This window comes from Pseudomonas sp. (assembly GCF_040514055.1).
GTDB lineage: Bacteria > Pseudomonadota > Gammaproteobacteria > Pseudomonadales > Pseudomonadaceae > Aquipseudomonas.
Window position 1 is genome coordinate 36,802 of the sequence record NZ_JBEVDL010000056.1, and the last position, 14,584, is coordinate 51,385.

A 14,584-nucleotide genomic window follows, 5' to 3' on the forward strand; every position below is an offset into this window, starting at 1 on the left:
TGCTACGGCTAGAGCTTGGACTCGATAATCAACATGCCTTGGTCCTGGCGCCAACCGACACGGTTGAGAAAACTCATGCCCAGCAACGCCTCGGTCGGCGACTCGCCTTCCAGCACAACAGCATCGACCCCCAGCACCTGGATAGCCCCCACCTTCACCCGGTCGAGCCTGATCTGCCAAGCCCTGGCCGTGCCACTGGCGGTGCTCACGGAGGTGGGCACGCCACTGACCCGATAGTCGATATTCAAGCGCGCGGCCTGGCTCTCATTCATGGCAATGGCGGTCGCCCCGGTGTCCACCAGGAATTGAACGGAGCTGCCATTGACCGAACCGGCCACCCAGTAGTGACCGCCAACACCTTTGGCGATACTCAGCTGGAGTTTTTCCGGCGTGGCGAATCCGTCGCTGTATTCACGGCTCATGGGATAGTTGCGCTCCGCGCCGTCGACCCTCAGCAGCGCACCCTGCTTGTCCACGCTGAGCACTTGCACACCGCCAGGCCCGGTCTGGCCGACTTTTACCAGCTTGCGCTGGCCATCGACGTTGAGTACCGCCGCCCCCGGGAACAAACCGACCACCTGAACGGAAGAGGCCGCTTGCGCGTGAACGGCACCGATCAGCAAAAGCCCCAGACAATATAGATTTAAACGACGCATCAGATAATTACTCGATCACTTGTCGAAGGGATAAGGCTGCTGCCAGCGGGTGAAGATGGGCCGCAGGCTACCGTTTTTGATCAGGATGTCCATGCGCCGATCGTATAACTGGGCCAACGAGCGACCCGTGGCCGAAGCGGAAAAACCGAAGTACAACGGCAACCGCAGCAGATCGGTCACGCGGTACACCGACCCTTGCAGCACGTCACCGGCCAGCTGGTCGATCTCGGTACGGGCATCCAGGTAGAGGTCGGCATGTCCCTGGGCCAGCATCGACAGAATACCGCTTCTGCGCTCGATTTCCCGGTAATGGATCAAGTTCGGCAGATACAGCTGATATTGGTAGCCGCGCATCCAGACCAGCCGATACTCGCCCAGCGAAGCCAGGCTAGGAGCGGCCTGGCTGGCCAGGCCCAACGCACTGATCTGGTCGGTATCGTAATGCCAGCGCGGATAGACCACCCCGACCTTGACCTCGTTGAGGTAGGAACCGACCCAAGCATCCGCCGCGCCACGTTTGACCAGCCCGACGGAACGCGTGTACGGCATGCTGGACAGGCGCAAGGTGACGCCCACGGGCTCGAACACCTGACGCAGGAGGTCCCAGGCCAGACCACGACCATTGGCCTCGCTGTGCCCTTCCCACGCCTCGCTGACCACATGGATTTCAGCCGGCAGGGGCGGCTCGGCCGCACTCGCAGAACACCCAGCCAGCCACCCCAGCAGTACCCACCCAGAGATGCGCATTCGATCCCCTCTCCAGCCGCGCGGGGCTACGGCAGTGCCTCGTCAGGCTGAAGCCTAGCAGCTGCGGGCCTCGCTCAATCCTGTGGGCCAGACGACCGCTCCGAGACCGGCGCAGTCGCCGGAAAATGCTGGTAGCCCTGGGCCGGCACATTCAGCACTCGCCCTTCGGCATCCAGCAGATGAACGCCCTGCCCGGCCTCGACCCGGCCGATCACCGCCACCGGCCAGCCCGCCGCCTGCAACGCGGGCACATGCCCCGCGGGGAGGGTGAATGCCAGCACATAATCGTCGCCGCCACTCAATGCGCACTGCCTTGCCTCCGGCATCGGCAGCAGCGCGCGCAGGGCGGCCGACAGCGGCACTCGTTCCTGTTCGATATACAGGGCCACAGCCGACGCCGCGGCGATATGGCCGCAATCGCCGAGCAGGCCATCGGAGATATCCAGGGCCGCCGTGGCGCGTCCACGCAGGGCGATACCCAGGTCCAGTTGCGGCTGCGGCGACCAGTAGCGCGCCAGCAGCGGATCGGCCAGTGTAGCCGCCACTGGCCGCTGCCCCAGCACCAGCGGCAAGGCCGCCGCCGCATCGCCCAGGGCACCGCCCACGCAGAGCACGTCTCCGGGGCGCGCGCCGCAGCGGCGCAGCGCCTGGCCACGCGGCACCCGGCCAAACACCGTCAGGGTCAAACTGAGGGGCCCCCGGGTGGTATCGCCGCCGACCAGCACCAGACGACAGGCCTGCGCCATGACACCCAGGCCGTGGGCAAAGGCCTGCAGCCAGAGCGGATCGGCCTGGGGCAGGGTCAACGCCAGGGTAAACCCCAGGGGCGCGGCCCCCATGGCCGCCAGGTCGCTGGCCGCCACGGCCAGGGCGCGCTGGCCGAGCAGAAAGGCATCGCAGGGATCGGGGAAATGCACACCCGCCACCAAGGTGTCGGTGGAAACGGCCAAGTGCTCGTCGGCCGCCACTTCGAGCAGGGCGCAGTCGTCGCCGATCCCCAGCACCACCCCCGCGCCGCCCTGGGCACAGGGCGCCGCGGCGAAGTACTGGCGAATCAGCTCGAACTCACCCACCGGGCTTAACGCTTGTTGGCTTGAACTTCAGCCGCACGCAGCAGGGGCGCCAGCTTGTCCAGCACACCGTTGACGAACTTGTGTCCATCAGTGGCGCCGAACACCTTGGCCAGCTCGATACCTTCGTTGATCACCACGCGGTACGGCACATCGACCCGCTTGAGCAGCTCGAAGGTCGACAGGCGCAGGATCGACAACTCCACCGGATCCAATTCGTCCAGGGGACGATCGAGCAAGCCAGCGAAAGCGTCGTCGATTTCGCTCTTGTTGGCCGGAACGCCGTGCAGGATCTCGCGGAAGTAGGCGGAATCCACGGTACTGAAATCGTTGTCGACGCGAAACTGCGCCTCGATTTCATTGATCGGCTGGGCCGCCAGCTGCCATTGATACAGCGCCTGCATGGCCAGGGTACGCGCCTGACGGCGTGCGGCGATTCGTCCGGTGGGGGCGTTCGGCCCCTGCTCCGGCGGGGTGTTGAACGTATCGTGCTCGTCGCTAATCACTTGGCCTCCAACTGCGCCAGCAGACTGACCATTTCCAGGGCGGACAGCGCCGCTTCGGCGCCCTTGTTGCCGGCCTTGGTGCCCGAGCGTTCGATGGCCTGTTCAATGGAGTCGACAGTCAGCACGCCAAAGGCCACCGGCACGCCGAACTCCATGGACACCTGGGCCAGACCCTTGGTGCATTCGCCGGCGACGTATTCAAAATGCGGGGTGCCACCACGAATCACGGCGCCCAGGGCAATGATGGCCGCGTATTCGCTGCGCTGCGCGACTTTTTGCGCCACCAGGGGAATTTCGAACGCACCGGGGGCACGAATCAGGGTGATGTCGCTTTCGCTCACACCGTGGCGAACCAGGGCGTCGACCGCGCCGCTGACCAGGCTTTCCACGACAAAGCTGTTGAAACGGCCGACCACCAGGGCGAAGCGGCCTTTGGGGGCGATGAAGGTACCTTCGATGGTCTTCAGGGTCATGGAACAATTCTCATATAGCGTTAAAGAGCCAGGGGGCAAAAAATGATGGCCCAACGGGACAGCACGTCGTGCGCGCAGGACAGACCAGGCGAAAACAAGCAAAGCGGTGGCGTTTACCGGGGTAAGTAAGCACGCCGTGCCTGTTTCCAACGCCGTACGTCCACGCGCAATCGCACGGCGGTCGTTATTCAGCGGGCAGGTATTCTACAACCTCCAGGTCGAACCCGGATATCGCATTGAACTTCATCGGCGAACTCATCAGGCGCATCTTGCGCACCCCGAGGTCGCGCAGGATCTGCGAACCGGCGCCGACGGTGCTGTAGGTGGCGGGGCTGGCGACCTTGCCCTCGCTGCCCAGTTGCCGTTCCAGGTGGGCCAGCAGGTCCGGGCCGGTCAGCGGATTGCCCAACAGCAGCACCACGCCGCTGCCGGCCTGGGCCACCTGGGCCATGGCCGCGCGCAGGCTCCAACGCCCGGGTTGGTTGACCATCAACAGGTCGCGCAGCGGCTCCATGTTGTGCACCCGCACCAGGGTCGGCTCCTCCGGGCAGATCTTGCCCAGGGTCAGCGCCATATGGACGTCGCTTTCCACCGAATCCCGGTAGGTCACCAGTGTGAAGTGCCCCAGTTCGGTGTCCAGCGGCTGCTCGGCGATGCGCTCGACCGTGTGCTCGTGGATCAGCCGGTAGTGGATCAGATCGGCGATGGTGCCGATTTTCAGGCCGTGCAGGGCGGCGAAGGTTTCCAGCTCCGCCCGTCGCGACATGCTGCCGTCGTCGTTCATGATCTCGCAGATCACCCCGGAGGCCTCGAAGCCGCCCATACGCGCCAGGTCGCAGGCCGCCTCGGTGTGGCCGGCCCGCGCCAGCACGCCGCCGGGCTGGGCCATCAGCGGAAAGATATGCCCGGGGCTGACGATATCGTCGGCCTTGGCGCCACGGGCGGCCGCGGCTTGCACGGTGCGCGCCCGGTCAGCGGCGGAGATGCCGGTGGTGACCCCTTCGGCCGCCTCGATGGAGACGGTGAACTTGGTGCCAAAACCCGAACCGTTGCGCGGCGCCATCAGCGGCAGCTTGAGCAACTCGCAGCGCTCGCGGGTCATGGGCATGCAGATCAGGCCGCGGGCATGCTTGGCCATGAAATTGATATGTTCGGCGGTCACGCACTCGGACGCGATGATCAGGTCGCCCTCGTTCTCGCGGTCCTCGTCATCCATCAGGATGACCATCTTGCCTTGGCGGATGTCCTCGACCAGTTCTTCGATGCTGTTCAGTGCCATGCGGGCGATTCCTTCAATTGTTCAGGTAGCCGTGTTCGGCCAAAAAACTTGCGCTCAGCCCGGAAGCCTTTTGCGGTTCGGCGGCCTTGTCACCCAGCAGCAGACGCTCCAGGTAACGCGCCAACAGGTCCACTTCGAGATTGACCTGGCGACCGGCCTGGTAGCCGGCCATGATGGTTTCGCCCAGGGTGTGCGGCACTATGGTCAACTCGAATTCGGCGCCGTCCACCGCATTGACCGTCAGGCTGGTGCCATCCACCGTGATTGAGCCCTTCAGGGCGATGTACTTGGCCAGTTCACGCGGGGCGCGGATGCGAAACTGCACAGCACGGGCATTGTCCTGGCGGTGCAGCACCTCGCCGACGCCGTCGACGTGGCCGCTGACCAGATGGCCACCCAGGCGACTGCTGGGGGTCAGGGCCTTTTCCAGGTTGACCGGGCTGCCGACCTTGAGATCGATAAAGGCACTGCAGGCCAGGGTTTCCCGGCTGACATCGGCCCAGAACCCGTCACCCGGCAGGGCCACGGCGGTCAGGCACACACCGTTGACGGCGATACTGTCGCCCAGCTTGACGTCGCCCAGGTCCAGCTTGCCGGTGCCGACATAGACCCGCACATCGCCGCCCTTGGGGCTCAAGGCGCGGATGGTGCCTATCGCTTCGATTATGCCGGTGAACATGCGGCCTCCCGCGCAACGCGCGACCCGGTCCGCCACGGACAGCTGGGCGGATTCAGACGAAAGGTAAAAAACAATGACATGGTAAGACTCCTGTTTATGAAAAACAGGGCGCACGGATCGAAAGGGATGGTGCGGGCGCGCGTTGCCACGCACCCGGACAGGCAATCCCGCTCTCTCTTTATCCGGACTATGACCGTCGGCCCCGGAATCACACCGGGTCTGCTGACCTCGTTCGGTCCAACGGATGGCCGCTGGGTGCAAACAAGCGCTCGCGGGCTAGGCGCATTGCGCGCCATTACCGCCGGTGGGGAGTTGCACCCCGCCCTGAGAACGTTTCGCCATCTGCATGGCTGGCGAGGTTTTTATCACATCCGCAGCGGTTTTGCATGGGTTAGGGCCCGCGTGGAGCCCGCGCACGGTACGTTACCCGCCTCGGCCCGACTGCATGTTCCGGCGAATCACCTTGACCACTACGCGTGCCAGCCCGTAACACAGCCCATAGGGCAGCATGCCCAGCAGCACCAAGCCCAGATTGCCGTGCCTGGCATATTCATGGCTGGCAAGGTACATCCACACCAGGGCGAGCAAAGGTGGCACGACGAATAAAAAAATGCTGCTGCGGGTATAAACACTGGCCACACCCGTGACCAGCCCCGCCAGGCCAAGCCCTCCAAATACCAGCGCTACCAGCCGCAAGAATTGCTCGACGCCGGCGCCAGGCACATCGGAGGCGAGCAGCGGCGCACTCCACAGGGTCAACGCAAACAGTACGCGGGCGTGGCGAAGGGACGGGGCAGGACGCCTGGGGACGGAGCGAACGGCCGCCGGCAGGAGGTGCCGAGGCATACAACGCGCCACTTGAGGCCCTGGACTGGCGCTCAGCACTGTATGCCGGTTTTCTTGCTCGCTCGATAGACGATGAAGGTGATGATTAAAAAGACTACGGCCATGGCCGTGGTGACATAGTCCAAGCGACCCTTGGCAACATAGACATACCCCGCGGTCGAGCACATTACCGCCGAGAGCAGCAGCCAGACGATAACGCCGCTTGCCAGTTTGTTGCTGTGGTACTGGCCAATGCCATACAGCTTTTTGGCACGCTCATTCATTTCAATGAGCTCCTTGGCATCCGCCTCACAAGCCGAACAGCACGCCAGCCCCTTGGGAAAGGCAATCGCGCATTCCGGGCAAACACCACGACCACAGGCCCTGCACAGGCCAACCGCCGCATTTGCGCGGTGTTCGAAGCATTGCATCCGATTCGTTCTCCTAGGGAAGAGCCAAGGTGTCGCCGACCCGCGGGGCGGCGCCCTTAAGCGTTGGGCACCGGCACCGCAGTGATGCGCCAGTCGTCACCGACCGCGCGCATGTCGACGATCTTCAGCGCCGGTGCCTCGGCCATGCGCGCCAATGGCCAGTCCAGCAGAGGCCGGGCACTGGAGCCGAGAAACTTGGCGGCCATAAACAACTGGTACTCGTCCACCAGCCCGGCCCTGGCGAAGGCACCCGCCAGGCGCGGGCCGGCCTCGACCAGCACCTCGTTGCAGCCGCGGCCGGCCAGCTCAGCGAGCAGCTTGCGCAGGTCGACATGGCCCTTGCTGCCAGGCACCGCCAGCAACTCGTGGCCTTCCTCGAGAAAACGGTCACGGGCCGAGGCGGCGGCGCAGGTCGCCACCAAGGCGGCGCCGGCCTGATAGAAGGGTGCGGACAAGGGCACCCGCAAGCGGCCATCGACCAGCACACGCACCGGCGGGCGGGTCATGGCCAGGGCGGTCAATTCGGCGTTCAGGCCCAGCTCGTCGGGCCGCACGGTCAGGCGGGCACCGTCGGCCAGCACAGTATCGGCGCCAGTCAGTACCACGCTGGCCCGCGCCCGCAGGCGTTGCACCGCCGCGCGCGCGGCGGGCCCGGTGATCCACTGGCTCTCGCCACTGGCCATGGCCGTGCGCCCGTCCAGGCTCATGGCCAGCTTGACCCGGACAAAGGGCAGGCCCAGCTCCATGCGTTTGATAAAACCGGCATTCAGGCTACGCGCCTCGCCCTCCAGCACCCCGCAGTGCACGGCGATGCCATTCTCCATCAACCGCAGCAGGCCGCGACCGGCCACCTGGGGGTTGGGGTCCTGCATCGCCACCACCACCCGGGAAACGCGCGCGGCGATCAGGGCATCGGCGCAGGGCGGTGTGCGCCCGTGGTGGCTGCAGGGCTCCAGCGTCACGTAGGCCGTCGCGCCAGCCGCCTTGTCGCCGGCCTGGCGCAGGGCGTGCACTTCCGCGTGGGGCTCGCCGGCGCGGGCGTGCCAGCCTTCGCCAACAATCCGCCCATCGCGCACGATGACGCAGCCGACCCGTGGATTGGGATGGGTGGAATACAGCCCCTTGCGCGCCAGCTCCAGGGCACGGGCCATAAACCGGGCGTCGAACACCGCACTGTCGCCACTCACTCTTTGGAGGGCTCCCGGGACAGCCGGTCGATTTCCTCGCGAAACTCGTTGAGGTCCTGGAAGCGCCGGTACACCGAGGCGAAGCGGATATAGGCGACCTCGTCGAGCTTTTGCAGCTCGACCATCACCAGCTCGCCCAGTACCCGCGACTTGATCTCGCGCTCACCGGTGGCGCGCAGCTTGTGCTTGATGTGGGCAATGGCCGCTTCCAGGCGCTCGATGCTCACCGGACGCTTTTCCAGCGCCCGCTGCATACCGGCCCGCAGCTTGTCTTCGTCAAACGGCTGGCGGCTGCCATCCTGTTTGATCAGGCGCGGCATCACCAGCTCGGCGGTCTCGAAGGTGGTGAAACGCTCCTCGCAGGCCAGGCACTCGCGCCGACGACGCACCTGCTCGCCTTCGGCGACCAGACGCGAGTCGATCACCTTGGTGTCATTGGCGCCGCAAAAGGGACAGTGCATACAAAGCCAGGCCAGCGGGGAAAGGAGGTCCATGGTAGCGCATCCGACTGGCAAGACAAGCTGCAGGCTTTGCGGTATACAGGCCGCCGCACACTTTGTTATTGCCAGGGAATGTCCATGTCGCTGCGCTCCGCCGCCCTGCTCGCCGCCATCAGCCTGCTGACCGCCTGCGCCAGCACGCCCCCTCCTCCCCCCGCGCCGCCTGCCAAGGTGGAAAGTGCGATCCCCAACGCCGCCCCTCCGATGCTGGAGCGCGAACTGAGCGGCGCCCTGCGGGGCGTGCCCGCCGGGGCCGAAGTCGAATTGGCCCTGCTGTTGCTCGATGGCCAGGACCATCCCGGTCGTCTGTTGACCAGCGCGACCCTCAAGGGTAACGGCGCGCTGCTGCCCTTTCGCCTGACCTTCAACCCCGAGGCCTTCCCGCCCCAGGGCCGGGTCGAACTGCGCGGCCGGGTCACCCAGGCCGGCGCGTTGATCCTGCGACTGCCCTCCCTGCCCATCCGCAGCGCCGACAGCCAGGCGCTGGGCGAGCTGGACCTGGAGCCTGCGCCGTGAACAAGCCCGCGGCGCTGCAGACCGCCCTCGGTGAGCTGCTCGGCGATGCCCAGCTGCTGGCACAGAGCCTGCCCGGCACCGACCTGAAACTCTGGCTGGTCGGTGCAGCCAATATGGACCGCGCCTTCAACCCGGACGAAACCCGGCGCATCCTCGCCGAACCGCCCTACTGGAGTTTCTGCTGGGCCAGCGGCCTGGTGCTGGCGCGCTGGTTGAGCGAACAGCCGGAATGGGTTTATGGCAAGACGGTGCTGGATTTCGGCGCGGGTTCCGGCGTGGCGGCCATCGCCGCGGCCAAGGCGGGCGCGGCCGAAGTGGTGGCCTGCGACCTGGATCCGCTGGCGCTCGAGGCCTGTCGGGCCAACGCCCGGCTGAATGGGGTGGAACTGAGTTACTCCAGCGATTTTTTCCAGGAGGCCGACCGCTTCGACCTGATCCTGGTGGCCGACGTGCTTTACGACCGGGCCAACCTGCCCCTGCTTGACCAGTTTCTCAGCCGTGGCCAGCAGGCACTGGTGGCCGACTCGCGGGTCCGCGACTTCCAGCACCCGCTGTACCAGCGCCTGGGCTTGTTCGAGGCCTGCACCTGGCCGGACCTGGCCGAACCCGCGGAGTTTCGCCATGTCAGCCTGTACCACGCGCAACGCGGCTGACAACGTCCCTGGCGGTGCGGCACACGGCGCAGGCTTGAAGCTTTGCCGCCGACGCGGGAAGCTAGCGCCTTTATTTTTGCCTTGCCGAGCCCTGCCATGAGCGCCACGCCCTATATCTTCGATGCCAGCACCCTCGACTTCGACCAGTCGGTGATCCAGAACTCGTTCCACAAGCCGGTGCTGGTGGATTTCTGGGCCGACTGGTGCGCGCCCTGCAAGGCATTGATGCCGCTGCTGGCCAAGGTCGCCGAGGAGTACCGCGGCGAGCTGCTGCTGGCCAAGGTCAACTGCGACCTGGAGCCGGATGTGGTGGCCCGTTTCGGCATTCGCAGCCTGCCCACCGTGGTGCTGTTCAAGGATGGCCAGCCGGTTGACGGTTTCGCCGGTGCCCAGCCGGAATCGGCGATTCGCGCCATGCTCGCGCCCCATGTCCAGACGCCGCCCGCCGAAGAGGTCGCGCCCCTGGAAACGGCTCAGGCGCTGTTCAGCGAAGGGCGTATCGGCGAAGCCGAAGCGCTGCTGGCCCAGCTGTTCGCCGAGGAAGCCGAACCGGCCCCCGCCGCACTGATCCTCTATGCCCGCTGCCTGGCCGAGCGCGGCGCACTGGACGATGCCCAGCGCACGCTGGACGCGGTCAAGGGTGACGAGCACAAGTCCGCGCTGGCGGCAGCGCGCGCGCAATTGACCTTTCTGCGCCAGGCCGCAGACCTGCCTGAGGTGGCGGAGCTGAAAACCCGCCTGGCGCAGAACGCCGATGACGACGAAGCCCTCTATCAACTGGCTGTCCAGCAGCTGGCGCGCCAGCTCCATGAGCCGGCCCTGGAGGCGCTGCTCAAGCTCTTTATGCGCAACCGCGGCTATGCCGACGGCCTGGCGCACAAGACCCTGCTGCAGGTATTCGACCTGCTCGGCAACGACCATTCGCTGGTCACCGGCTACCGGCGCAAGCTGTACCAGGCGATCTACTGAGACCTTCGATGCCGGGTCGGTAGCGGTGTCAACCGAGCCAGTGAAAGACCGGCGTATCGCCGGCGTGCTGGACCCTGACCCGGCTGTCATGCCGCAGCCGCACCAGCAGGCGTTTACCGGCCGCGGCACTGCCCGCCAAGGCCGTCAGTGTCGCCAGCAGTGCCGTGCCTTCGAGCTGACCGGCCTCGCGTAGCACCTGCAGACAGCCCTGCCACAGTGCATCGGTATTTTCGCCGGATGACACCTGTTCCGGCACCGCCTCGGGCCCCGGCGCCATAGGTGTGCCAGCAGCCAATGCCGCGCGCAGCGAAGCCCAGTCCTGCCCGTCCAGCTCAAGCGTCAAATCCACCGGCCAGGCGCCGATCGTTCCGCGAATCCGCATGCTCGAAAATCCTCCTCTGCACGCTGCATGCTCCCACGCGGCGCCGATGAGGCCAAGTCAGGCTGGCCAAAGCACAATTAAAACTGTTATAACATAACTAAATCCACTCACCGACGAGAGCCCTGTCATGCGCCGTTTGCTGCTTGCCCTGCCATTTGCCCTGCTGACGCTGGCCGTTGCCCAGGCCGCCGAAACGGTTCATGACCATGACCACGCCCATGGTGAAGCAAACGGCAGTCTGGAGGCCCACGAGCACGGCGTGGCGCGCCTGAATGCCGTGCTGGACGGCACGACCCTGGAACTGGAGCTGGAGAGCCCGGCGATAAACCTGGTGGGTTTTGAACATGTCGCCCACAGCGATGCCGACAAGGCCAAGGTGAGTGCCGCTCGCGCCTTGCTCGCACAACCCCTGACCCTCTTTGCCCTGGCGGAGGCGGCGACCTGCACCGTGACGCGGCAGGACCTGGAAAGCCCGCTGTTCGGCGACAGTGCCCATGACGAGGCGCAAACCGCCGAACATAAGGAACATGAACAGCACGAAGACAATGAAAAACATGAAGGGCACCATAGCGAGGTCCACGCCCACTACCAGTTCACCTGCAAGGAGCCTGCAGCCCTGGAACAGCTGGACTTGACCAACCTGTTCACGCGCTTCCCCGCCACCCAGAAAATTCAGGTACAACTGATCGGCCCCAGCGGCCAGCAGGGTACCGAGTTGAGCCCAGGCAATAGCCGCCTGGCGTTCTGATGCTTCGGTTGGGCTGCGCGCAGCCTGAGCTTGGCGCTTTCGCATCGTGACTATGCACAACCGACTCGCGGGTTTCACCCGCCCTACAGAAGCGCGGCGGCGTAGGTCGCAGGCGGGTACGACGCCGCTGCTCGGCAGGTCCTGGCGCCCTTTATCCATTTCAATCCACGCAGACCTATGAACCCTCTGATCGAACTTGCCGACCTCGGTTTCGCCTGGCCCGGCCAGGCCGAGTTGCTGGACATTCCGCGCTTCCACCTGATGGCGGGCGAGACGCTGTTTCTCAAGGGGCCCAGCGGCAGTGGCAAGACCACCTTGCTCGGCCTGCTGGGCGGGGTGCAGACGCCTGCCCGTGGCAGCGTACGCCTGTTGGGCGTGGCGTTGTCCGAGCTGAGCGCCAGCGCCCGCGACCATTTTCGCGTGGACCACACCGGCTATATCTTCCAGCAATTCAACCTGCTGCCCTTCCTCTCGGTGCGCGAGAACGTGGAGCTGCCCTGCCACTTTTCCAAATTGCGCAGCGAGCGAGCCCGCCAACGCCATGGCAGCGTGACCCAGGCGGCCAGTGCACTGCTGGCGCAGTTGGGGCTCAAGGAGCGGACCCTGCTGGAACGTCGCGCCGACAGCCTGTCGATCGGCCAGCAACAGCGGGTCGCCGCGGCTCGTGCGCTGATCGGCCAACCTGAACTGGTGATCGCCGACGAACCCACTTCGGCCCTGGACAGCGACGCCCGCGCCGCATTCCTGCAACTGCTGTTCGAGGAGTGCCGCGCCGCCAGCGCCAGCCTGCTGTTCGTCAGCCATGACCAGAGCCTGGCACCGCTGTTCGACCGCAGCCTGTCGCTGGCCGATCTGAACCGCGCCACCCGGCTCCAGGAGCTTTGACATGTACCTGATACGCCTGGCCCTGGCCAGCCTGGCCAACCGCCGTTTCACCGCGCTGCTAACGGTATTCGCCATCGCCCTGTCCGTGACCCTGCTGCTGGCCGTCGAGCGGGTACGTCATGAAGCCCGCGCCAGCTTCGCCAGCACCATCAGCGGTACCGACCTGATCGTCGGTGCCCGCTCCGGTTCGGTGAACCTGCTGCTGTACTCGGTATTTCGCATCGGCAACGCGACCAACAATATCCGCTGGGACAGTTTTCAGCAGATCGCCCAGCAACCCCAGGTGAAATGGGCCATCCCGATTTCCCTCGGCGACTCCCACCGCGGCTACCGGGTCATGGGCACCAGCGGCGCCTACTTCGCCCACTATCGCTACGGCCGCGGCCAGCCCCTGGTGCTGGCGGAGGGGCGCGCCTTCGCCGACGACCCCTTCGAGGTGGTGCTCGGCGCCGAAGTGGCGGACGCGCTGGACTATCGACTGGACCAGGAACTGGTACTGGCCCACGGCGTGGCCACCCTCAGCCTGGTCAAACACGACGACAAGCCGTTCCGCGTGGTCGGCATCCTGGCCCGTACCGGCACGCCGGTGGACCGCACCCTGCATATCTCCCTGGCCGGCATGGAGGCGCTGCACGTCGATTGGCAAAACGGAGTGCCGGCCCGCGGCGCGGCGCGGGTCAGTGCCGAGCAGGCACGCGCACTGGACCTGACGCCCAGCGCCATCACTGCCGTACTGCTCGGTCTGAACAACAAGATCGCCACCTTTGCCCTGCAGCGCAGCCTCAATGAGTTCCGCGGCGAACCGCTGCTGGCGATTCTGCCCGGGGTCGCCCTGCAGGAGCTGTGGAGCCTGATGGGCACCGCCGAACAGGCGCTGTTCGTGGTCTCGCTGTTCGTGGTGCTGACCGGCCTGATCGGCATGCTGACCGCGATCCTGACCAGCCTCAACGAACGGCGCCGGGAAATGGCGATTCTGCGATCGGTGGGTGCCCGTCCCTGGCACGTCGCCAGCCTGCTGCTGCTGGAAGCACTGGCCCTGGCCCTGGCCGGCGTGCTGTCCGGCCTGGCGCTGCTGTACCTGGGCATCGCCCTGGCCCAGGGACCGGTGCAGGCCCACTATGGCCTGTACCTGCCGCTGGTGGCACCGAGCGCCTATGAGTGGACGCTGTTGGGCGTTATCCTGCTCGCCGCCCTGCTGATCGGCGCCTTGCCGGCTTGGCGCGCCTACCGACAGTCCCTGGCCGATGGCCTGTCGATCCGTTTATAAGGACTTGCCCGATGCCGCGTTTTAGCGCCCTTCTGATCGCCCTGCTGCTGGCCGCCGTACCGGCCTGGGCGGATGCCGTGACCGAGCTGACCTGGTCCGAACTGATGCCCGCCGACGCCACCCCGCCGGCCCCTCCGCCGACGGTGCATGACCTGTCCCAGCTGGCCGACGCCCTGGCCGCCGAGACCGGCCCCGGCATGGTCCAGCAATCGCCGGCCGCGCCGGTGGTCAAGGCGCTGGACGGCAAGGCGGTGAAACTGCCCGGTTATATCGTGCCGCTGAACGTGACGGAGGAAGGGCGGGTGGTCGAATTCCTGCTGGTGCCCTATTTCGGCGCCTGCATCCATGTGCCGCCACCGCCGTCCAACCAGATCGTGCACGTGACCAGCGAGCTGGGCGTGCTGCTCGATGCCCTCTACCAACCCTTCTGGGTCGAGGGGCCACTGAAGGTCGAGGCCAGCAGCAGCGAAATCGCCGAGGCGGGTTACCGCATGGCAGCCGACAAGATCTACGCCTACGAGGCGCCGGAAGGCTAGGGCCTCGACCGGCACGGGCTGAGTCGACCTCTGCTACCCCGTGGCGGAATTCCCGCCTGCGCGGGAATGACGATGACGGGAAGCTTGGTGCCTGAGTAACCGCCAGGGATCAGCCCCAGCGAGACTTGCTCACGGGGCGAGCCACCTGCCTTGATCAGCACCTGTTCCCGCGAGTTCGAGGATACCTCCGCGCACTCATTAAACCGGCATACCCGCGCAGGCGGGTATCCAGGAGGGTCCGACAGTGCTTCGCGGGATTTATGCCTTGCGAAGCA

The 14,584-nt window shown here is 65.8% G+C and carries 19 protein-coding genes and 1 riboswitch; of the genes, 7 read left to right on the plus strand and 12 right to left on the minus strand.

Translation table 11 applies throughout. From position 1 onward, the window contains the following. Nucleotides 1-8: 8 nt before the first annotated feature. The 11 genes from ABWY06_RS13165 to nrdR all read right to left on the minus strand — a co-directional run bounded on the left by ABWY06_RS13165 (nt 9) and on the right by nrdR (nt 8,314). Nucleotides 9-656, minus strand: coding sequence for a retropepsin-like aspartic protease family protein (locus tag ABWY06_RS13165; protein ID WP_353926013.1), 648 nt, complete (start codon nt 654-656; stop codon nt 9-11). A 15-nt stretch (nt 657-671) separates the two neighbouring features. Further along, entirely contained in the window at nt 672-1,403 is a 732-nt protein-coding gene (locus ABWY06_RS13170; RefSeq protein WP_353926014.1) for a transporter substrate-binding domain-containing protein, read from the minus strand. Nucleotides 1,404-1,477: 74 nt separating this feature from the next. Then, complete coding sequence (thiL, locus tag ABWY06_RS13175) at nt 1,478-2,476, minus strand: thiamine-phosphate kinase (protein WP_353926015.1); 999 nt, start codon at nt 2,474-2,476, stop codon at nt 1,478-1,480. A gap of 5 nt (nt 2,477-2,481) precedes the next feature. Then, the gene (gene nusB, locus ABWY06_RS13180; protein ID WP_502948197.1) at nt 2,482-2,979 is read right to left on the minus strand and encodes a transcription antitermination factor NusB; all 498 of its coding nucleotides are present in this window, start codon (nt 2,977-2,979) and stop codon (nt 2,482-2,484) included. Then, nucleotides 2,976-3,452, minus strand: a complete 477-nt coding sequence (ribH, locus tag ABWY06_RS13185) for a 6,7-dimethyl-8-ribityllumazine synthase (RefSeq protein WP_353926016.1) — start codon at nt 3,450-3,452, stop codon at nt 2,976-2,978. Before ribH ends, nusB begins: the two co-directional genes overlap by 4 nt. A gap of 184 nt (nt 3,453-3,636) precedes the next feature. Then, nucleotides 3,637-4,731, minus strand: a complete 1,095-nt coding sequence (ribBA, locus tag ABWY06_RS13190) for a bifunctional 3,4-dihydroxy-2-butanone-4-phosphate synthase/GTP cyclohydrolase II (RefSeq protein WP_353926017.1) — start codon at nt 4,729-4,731, stop codon at nt 3,637-3,639. 13 nt (nt 4,732-4,744) lie between these two features. Next, on the minus strand, nt 4,745-5,410 hold the full coding sequence (locus ABWY06_RS13195; protein ID WP_353926018.1) for a riboflavin synthase: 666 nt from the start codon (nt 5,408-5,410) through the stop codon (nt 4,745-4,747). Between the two features lie 165 nt (nt 5,411-5,575). After that, nucleotides 5,576-5,746: riboswitch (FMN riboswitch) on the minus strand. Between the two features lie 87 nt (nt 5,747-5,833). Then, the gene (locus ABWY06_RS13200) at nt 5,834-6,169 is read right to left on the minus strand and encodes a hypothetical protein (RefSeq protein ID WP_353926019.1); all 336 of its coding nucleotides are present in this window, start codon (nt 6,167-6,169) and stop codon (nt 5,834-5,836) included. 119 nt (nt 6,170-6,288) lie between these two features. Beyond that, on the minus strand, nt 6,289-6,666 hold the full coding sequence (locus ABWY06_RS13205; RefSeq protein WP_353926020.1) for a hypothetical protein: 378 nt from the start codon (nt 6,664-6,666) through the stop codon (nt 6,289-6,291). Nucleotides 6,667-6,722: 56 nt separating this feature from the next. Then, nucleotides 6,723-7,817 (minus strand): bifunctional diaminohydroxyphosphoribosylaminopyrimidine deaminase/5-amino-6-(5-phosphoribosylamino)uracil reductase RibD, encoded by a 1,095-nt coding sequence (ribD, locus tag ABWY06_RS13210; protein WP_353926067.1) that lies wholly within the window; start codon nt 7,815-7,817, stop codon nt 6,723-6,725. Between the two features lie 32 nt (nt 7,818-7,849). Beyond that, nucleotides 7,850-8,314, minus strand: a complete 465-nt coding sequence (nrdR, locus tag ABWY06_RS13215) for a transcriptional regulator NrdR (RefSeq protein WP_353926068.1) — start codon at nt 8,312-8,314, stop codon at nt 7,850-7,852. Nucleotides 8,315-8,431: 117 nt separating this feature from the next. On the opposite strand from nrdR, the gene ABWY06_RS13220 reads away from it, so the two are divergent. The 3 genes from ABWY06_RS13220 to trxA all read left to right on the plus strand — a co-directional run bounded on the left by ABWY06_RS13220 (nt 8,432) and on the right by trxA (nt 10,491). Continuing rightward, nucleotides 8,432-8,869 (plus strand): YbaY family lipoprotein, encoded by a 438-nt coding sequence (locus ABWY06_RS13220; protein ID WP_353926021.1) that lies wholly within the window; start codon nt 8,432-8,434, stop codon nt 8,867-8,869. Continuing rightward, entirely contained in the window at nt 8,866-9,522 is a 657-nt protein-coding gene (locus ABWY06_RS13225) for a class I SAM-dependent methyltransferase (RefSeq protein WP_353926022.1), read from the plus strand. The genes ABWY06_RS13220 and ABWY06_RS13225 overlap by 4 nt, the downstream gene beginning before the upstream one ends. A gap of 96 nt (nt 9,523-9,618) precedes the next feature. Then, nucleotides 9,619-10,491 (plus strand): thioredoxin, encoded by an 873-nt coding sequence (trxA, locus tag ABWY06_RS13230; RefSeq protein WP_353926023.1) that lies wholly within the window; start codon nt 9,619-9,621, stop codon nt 10,489-10,491. 28 nt (nt 10,492-10,519) lie between these two features. On the opposite strand, the gene ABWY06_RS13235 is transcribed toward trxA, so the two are convergent. After that, complete coding sequence (locus ABWY06_RS13235) at nt 10,520-10,873, minus strand: hypothetical protein (RefSeq protein ID WP_353926024.1); 354 nt, start codon at nt 10,871-10,873, stop codon at nt 10,520-10,522. A gap of 127 nt (nt 10,874-11,000) precedes the next feature. Here ABWY06_RS13235 and ABWY06_RS13240 point away from each other — a divergent pair, with 127 nt between their 5' ends. The 4 genes from ABWY06_RS13240 (at nt 11,001) to ABWY06_RS13255 (ending at nt 14,309) form a co-directional block, all read left to right on the plus strand. Next, nucleotides 11,001-11,621 carry a DUF2796 domain-containing protein gene (locus tag ABWY06_RS13240; protein WP_353926025.1) on the plus strand — a complete coding sequence of 207 codons (621 nt, stop codon included), beginning with the start codon at nt 11,001-11,003 and terminating at the stop codon, nt 11,619-11,621. Nucleotides 11,622-11,798: 177 nt separating this feature from the next. Further along, a complete protein-coding gene (locus ABWY06_RS13245) occupies nt 11,799-12,506 on the plus strand; it encodes an ABC transporter ATP-binding protein (protein ID WP_353926026.1) in 708 nt (235 codons plus the stop codon). A 1-nt stretch (nt 12,507) separates the two neighbouring features. Further along, complete coding sequence (locus tag ABWY06_RS13250) at nt 12,508-13,773, plus strand: ABC transporter permease (protein ID WP_353926027.1); 1,266 nt, start codon at nt 12,508-12,510, stop codon at nt 13,771-13,773. A gap of 11 nt (nt 13,774-13,784) precedes the next feature. After that, nucleotides 13,785-14,309 carry a DUF3299 domain-containing protein gene (locus tag ABWY06_RS13255; RefSeq protein ID WP_353926028.1) on the plus strand — a complete coding sequence of 175 codons (525 nt, stop codon included), beginning with the start codon at nt 13,785-13,787 and terminating at the stop codon, nt 14,307-14,309. Nucleotides 14,310-14,584: the final 275 nt, after the last annotated feature.